Source organism: Pseudomonas sp. HMWF006 (assembly GCF_003061205.1).
GTDB classification, from domain to species: domain Bacteria; phylum Pseudomonadota; class Gammaproteobacteria; order Pseudomonadales; family Pseudomonadaceae; genus Aquipseudomonas; species Aquipseudomonas monsensis.
In genome coordinates this window covers 11,703-17,468 of the sequence record NZ_QAIU01000632.1, presented here as the reverse complement: position 1 = coordinate 17,468, position 5,766 = coordinate 11,703, and the positions used below count along the sequence as shown (strand labels likewise).

5 protein-coding genes are annotated in these 5,766 nt (G+C 60.6%); all 5 read right to left on the bottom strand.

The window, feature by feature from the left end:
* The coding region (locus DBR24_RS34330) for a glycine betaine ABC transporter substrate-binding protein (protein WP_305889157.1) at window positions 1-567 on the bottom strand (567 nt) is incomplete at its 3' end.
* 69 nt (window positions 568-636) lie between these two features.
* A complete protein-coding gene (locus tag DBR24_RS29265) occupies window positions 637-2,109 on the bottom strand; it encodes a cytosine permease (protein ID WP_123470687.1) in 1,473 nt (490 codons plus the stop codon).
* 152 nt (window positions 2,110-2,261) lie between these two features.
* Window positions 2,262-3,932 carry a urocanate hydratase gene (gene hutU, locus DBR24_RS29260; protein ID WP_177490703.1) on the bottom strand — a complete coding sequence of 557 codons (1,671 nt, stop codon included), beginning with the start codon at window positions 3,930-3,932 and terminating at the stop codon, window positions 2,262-2,264.
* 494 nt (window positions 3,933-4,426) lie between these two features.
* Window positions 4,427-4,996, bottom strand: coding sequence for a HutD family protein (locus DBR24_RS29255; RefSeq protein ID WP_123470683.1), 570 nt, complete (start codon window positions 4,994-4,996; stop codon window positions 4,427-4,429).
* Complete coding sequence (gene hutC / locus DBR24_RS29250) at window positions 4,993-5,742, bottom strand: histidine utilization repressor (protein ID WP_064585558.1); 750 nt, start codon at window positions 5,740-5,742, stop codon at window positions 4,993-4,995. Before hutC ends, DBR24_RS29255 begins: the two co-directional genes overlap by 4 nt.
* Window positions 5,743-5,766: the final 24 nt, after the last annotated feature.

Here is a 5,766-nt window from a genome sequence, read left to right as displayed (position 1 = left end):
TTCCAGACCATAGCTCTTGAGCATTTCGCTGTTGTCCAGCTCACAGGTCCAGCCGGCCGGGCAGTTGTAGAAACGGCCTTTGGACGGCTCTTCAGCGTCTTTGAAGATGGCTGCGTATTTGCCCAGATCGGCAATCTTTTTCAGGTCCGGGGCCTTCGCCTCGATCTTGCGTTTGGCATCGCCTTCGATCACGTAACGCGGCACGTACCAGCCTTCGACAGCGCCGACGATCGGCGCACCGACACCGACGACCTTGCCGGCCTTCTCGGCCTTGTTCCAGACCTCGCTGCGGCCGACCCATTCTTCGGCGAACACTTGAATATCGTTACTGCTCAGAGCGTTCTCCATGGTGATGGAGTTACCCGGCAGGCTGTCGGTCTTGCAGTCGTAACCTTTTTCCAGCACCACTTGCAGCACGTCGGTCAGCAGCATGCCGCTTTCCCAGTTCAGGCCGGCGAACTTCACCGGTTTGCCCGATTCGCACCAGCCGGCGGCTTGTGTCGCGCCGGCACTGGCCAACAGGCCCATGGACAGCAGTGTGGTCAGCAGGGTCTTGTTCGATTTCATTGTTGCGACGCTCCTAATCATGAATTGGCTTACGGCAGTCAAGAGGCATCCAGCCCTGTCCACGTCCAATCAGGCCTGCGCCGCAGCGCGCCCGGCCCCACTTTTTTCAGGTTGTACAACGCTGTTCTGCTCGACCGGCAGAATCAGTTGATCAGGCACGCTGCCGTGCCATTTTTTTGCGCACACGTAATAGACGACGGCGGGCAGTACCAGACCGATGATCCAGGAAATGTCCACATCACCGAGGGCGGCTACCAGCGGGCCGGTGTAGAACTTGGTGGAGATGAACGGCAACTGCACCAGCACGCCGAACACGTAGACGCTGATCCCGAGCAGGTTCCAGCGGCCGTAGCGACCGTTCGGGTCGGCCAGGGCCGGAACGTCATAGCGCTCACGGGTGATGCAGTAGTAATCCACTAGGTTGATCGCGCTCCAGGGTGTGAAGAACGCGAGCAGGAACAGGATGAAAGACTTGAACGCACCGAGGAACGAATGCTGGCCGAGCAAAGCGATCAGAGTTGCAGCACCGACAATGACCAGCACAAACACCAGACGCTGCATCCGGGTAACCGTCAGGTGCCCCTTGAAACCACTGATGATGGTCGCGATGCACATGAAGCTGCCGTAAGAGTTCAGCGTCGAGATCGTCACCTTGCCGAATGCGATGCTGAAGTACAGCAACGCAGCGGTTGCACCGGTGCCGCCCAGACCGACGATGTAGGCCACTTCATGCCCGGCGAATTGACCGTTGGCGGAAGCTGCGGCGAACACGCCAAGCACCATCGCCACCTGAGCACCGATGACCGAACCTGCGCCAGCGGCAAAGAAGGTTTTCACCGAGGAAATCTTGCTCGGCAGGTAGCGCGAATAATCCGCCACATACGGGCCGAACGCGATCTGCCAGGAGGCCGCGAGCGACACGGCCAGCAGGAAGCTGCTCCAGCTGAAGTGACGAATCTGCAGCAGTGCGCCCACATCCACCTGACTCAGCAGACGACTGAACAGATACACGAAGGCAATCACCCCGATCACGCTGGCGACCCGGCCGATCCAGTGGATCACCCGATAGCCGAGCACCGTGACCACCACAATCACACTGGCGAACAGCAGGATGCCAACGGTGTCGCTGACGCCGAACAACTGACCCAGCGCCTGGCCGGAAAGCACCGTACCGGTGGCGGTGAAACCCAGGTACATCAGGCACACCAGGACGATCGGGATCGCCGCGCCGTACACACCGAACTGCACCCGGCTGGAAATCATCTGCGGCAGGCCCAGCTTCGGCCCTTGCGCCGCGTGCAGCGCCATCACGCCGCCGCCCAGCAGTTGCCCGATCAACAGACCGATCAACGACCAGAACACATCACCGCCCAGCACCACGGCCAAGGCCCCGGTGACAATCGCGGTGATTTGCAGATTCGCCCCCATCCACAGGGTGAACTGGCTCAACAGACGACCGTGTCTTTCCGCTTCCGGGATGTAGTCGATCGAACGCCTTTCGATCAACGGTTTGTTGCCTGCACGATCGGTGGTTACAGCCATGATTCAACCTCTGTGGATTGTTTAATTGTTCTGTCCGGGGCGACTCGAACTCTGTGGGAGCTGGCTTGCCAGCGATGACGTCTGCACCTTCAACATCATTTCCAGCAGTGCCACCGCTATCGCTGGCAAGCCAGCTCCCACAGGGATTTGTGTTACTTGCCGCCGGTAATCATCGGCAGGTTCAGCCCCTGCTCCTTGGCGCAGTCGATGGCGATCTGGTAACCGGCATCGGCGTGGCGCATGACGCCGGTAGCCGGGTCGTTGTGCAGCACGCGCGCGATGCGCTCGGCCGCTTCGTCAGTACCGTCGCAGACGATCACCATGCCCGAGTGCTGCGAGAAGCCCATGCCCACGCCGCCGCCGTGGTGCAGCGAGACCCAGGTCGCACCGCTCGCGGTGTTCAGCAACGCGTTGAGCAGAGGCCAGTCGGACACGGCGTCGGAGCCGTCCTGCATCGACTCGGTTTCGCGGTTCGGGCTGGCCACCGAGCCGGAGTCGAGGTGGTCGCGACCGATCACGATCGGCGCCGACAGCTCGCCGCTGCGCACCATTTCGTTGAACGCCAGGCCGAGCTTGGCGCGCAGGCCCAGACTGACCCAGCAGATACGTGCCGGCAGACCCTGGAAGCTGATGCGCTCGCGGGCCATGTCCAGCCAGTTGTGCAGGTGGGCGTCGTCCGGGATCAGCTCTTTGACCTTGGCGTCGGTTTTGTAGATGTCTTGCGGATCACCCGACAGCGCCGCCCAGCGGAACGGGCCAATGCCACGGCAGAACAGCGGACGGATGTAAGCCGGTACGAACCCCGGGAAGTCGAACGCGTTTTCGACGCCTTCTTCCTGCGCCATCTGGCGGATGTTGTTGCCGTAGTCGAAGGTCGGGATGCCTTGCTTCTGGAATTCCAGCATCGCTTTGACGTGCACGGCCATCGACTGCTTGGCGGCTTTGATCACAGCGGCCGGCTCGGTCTTGGCGCGGGTGCGGTACTCGTCCCAGGTCCAGCCCGCCGGCAGGTAGCCGTTGAGCGGGTCGTGGGCGCTGGTCTGGTCGGTGACCATGTCCGGGCGCACGCCGCGCTTGACCAGTTCCGGGAGGATTTCTGCCGCGTTGCCCAGCAGGGCGATGGAGATCGCTTTGCCTTCTTTGGTGTACTTGGCGATGCGTGCCAGAGCATCGTCGAGGTCTGTGGCTTGCTCGTCGACGTAACGGCTTTTCAGGCGGAAATCGATGCTCACTTGTTGGCATTCGATGTTCAGCGAGCAGGCACCGGCCAAGGTGGCAGCCAGAGGTTGTGCGCCGCCCATGCCACCGAGACCGGCGGTCAGGACCCACTTGCCCTTGAGGTCATCGTTGTAGTGTTGGCGACCGGCTTCAACGAAGGTTTCGTAGGTGCCCTGGACGATGCCCTGGCTGCCGATGTAGATCCAGCTGCCGGCGGTCATCTGGCCGTACATGGCCAGGCCTTTGGCGTCGAGCTCATTGAAATGCTCCCAGCTCGCCCAGTGCGGTACGAGGTTGGAGTTGGCGATCAGCACGCGCGGGGCGTTGCTATGGGTCTTGAACACGCCGACCGGCTTGCCGGATTGCACCAGCAGGGTCTCGTCGTCATTCAGGTTGGTCAGGCTTTCGACGATCTTGTCGTAGCACTCCCAGTTACGCGCAGCGCGACCGATACCACCGTAGACCACCAGCTCTTTCGGATTCTCGGCGACTTCCGGATCAAGGTTGTTCATCAGCATGCGCAACGGCGCTTCGGTCAGCCAGCTCTTGGCGGTCAGCTTGTTGCCGCGCGATGCACGGATTTCGACGTCGCGAAACTTAGTCATTTTGTTGTCAGTCACGAAAGAGACTCCTCAGCGATCAATTCAAACCAACCCTGGCAGTGGGCAAGCAGCCTGCGCGCCTCAATGCGCGACAAGCGAATCAGTGGACGCTGCGGAGAGTCTCGAACAACTCATACGCATACGTCTTTACTTGTACATACAAGCATATGCAATCAAGCGGCCAACTTGTTGGAGGGGCGTTCAAGAAAAATCGCGGACAGGGCTGGAGCGCGCCTGAGACAAGGCTTGCGGCGCGGATGAAAATTTTCGCGGGGGTGTTCGAGGGAAGTGAGCGACTGTTACAAAAGCGTGGTTTTGCGCCACGCTGGGGCGTTCGGTAACAAGTTGGTGCGCCGAGAGAAACAGGAAGTGTGAACGCAATTGTGGCGAGGGGATGTATCCCCACTGGATCGCGAAGCGGCCCCATTTTCGATTAGAAGAAGCGGGACTGCTACGCAGCCCGACGGGGATAAATCCCCTCGCCACAGGGATTCTGGTTAGTTTTGGAGGAGTTCGATTACGCAGCAAGCGGCATTGGTGGAGACTTCGACCAACCCGGCGTTACCGTCCAGTTGCAGACAATCATGTCGCCCCAACTGTGAAACGCTGTCACCGACCTGCACGTGCAGCAACTCACTGACACTGAACACCAACACTGTCCCCGCCGAGCTGAAAAACCGCTGCTCACCGTCCAGCCACTGCAACCGCGCGCGGTAACGCTGCGGCGCGTAGATCAGGTTGAAATCGCGGATCGCCCCGCCAAGCAGCGTGCAGGACACCTGGCTTTCGCCGCTGAACGCAAACGGGTCGAGCGGTAACAGCGGGCGTGTGTCATCGCCATCGACGCACAGCGTCATGCCGTCGCCCTGCAACACCGTGATCACTCGCTGATAACCGGTAAAGGTCGAAAACCCGCCTGACTCGGCGATGTCGGCAATCGACAGGCGCCAGCCAAAACCTTCCAGGCCGGCGCCCGCGTCTCGGGTGATTTCTTCGGTGCTGCCGCCGCCGTTCTTCCACGGCATGCGCGGGTAGCCTTCGGCGCGTAAAACCTTCAAACCATTCATTTATGAAAGCGTCCTTCCAGACGATGACGGGAACCGGGGTGAATCAGGCGCGCCGCCGTCACCGGCTGACGGCCCGACCAGGTACGACGGCGGATCAACAGGCACGGCTCGCCTTTTTCGATCTGCAGCAATTTGCACTCGGACGGTTCAGCGAGGATCGCTTCGACCACGTGTTCGCCTTCAGTCAGCGGCGCCACCTGGTTGAGATAGGCATACGGGGTTTGCAGGGTGAAATCCTGCTTGAGGTATTCCGGCGCGACCAGCGCGTTGACGAAACGGTCTTCGATTTGCACCGGAATGTCATTTTCGTAATGCACGATCAGCGAGTGAAAAACCTTCTGCCCTTCGCGCATGTCCAGCGCCAGTGCGCGTTCGGAGCCGGCGGCCTCTTCTTCCAGAGTAATGACCTGGCAGGTGTGGCGGTGGCCGCGTGAGGCGATTTCGTCGGCGATATTGTGCACTTCGAATAGCGCGGACTGGCTCTTCGGTTCGGCGACGAATGTACCGACACCTTGCATGCGCACCAGCAGGCCGTCGGCGGTCATTTCACGCAACGCACGGTTGATGGTCATACGGCTGAAACCGAGCTGATTGACCAGTTCGCTTTCCGACGGCACGCGGTAGTGCGGCGGCCAGTTACCGCTGTCGATCTGCTGGGTGATCATCTGTTTGACGCGGGCGTACAAGGGCGCCGGACTGTCGCCCAGGTTCGCGGCCAACGGGGAGACTGGAGGCGGAGTCGGCACGGTTGATCCCTGTTCATTGAAGAA

Coding starts and splice junctions, on each gene's coding strand:
- DBR24_RS29265 (WP_123470687.1), bottom strand. CDS start 2,109: ATGGCTGTAACCACCGATCGTGCAGGCAACAAACCGTTGATCGAAAGG.
- hutU (WP_177490703.1), bottom strand. CDS start 3,932: ATGACTAAGTTTCGCGACGTCGAAATCCGTGCATCGCGCGGCAACAAG.
- DBR24_RS29255 (WP_123470683.1), bottom strand. CDS start 4,996: ATGAATGGTTTGAAGGTTTTACGCGCCGAAGGCTACCCGCGCATGCCG.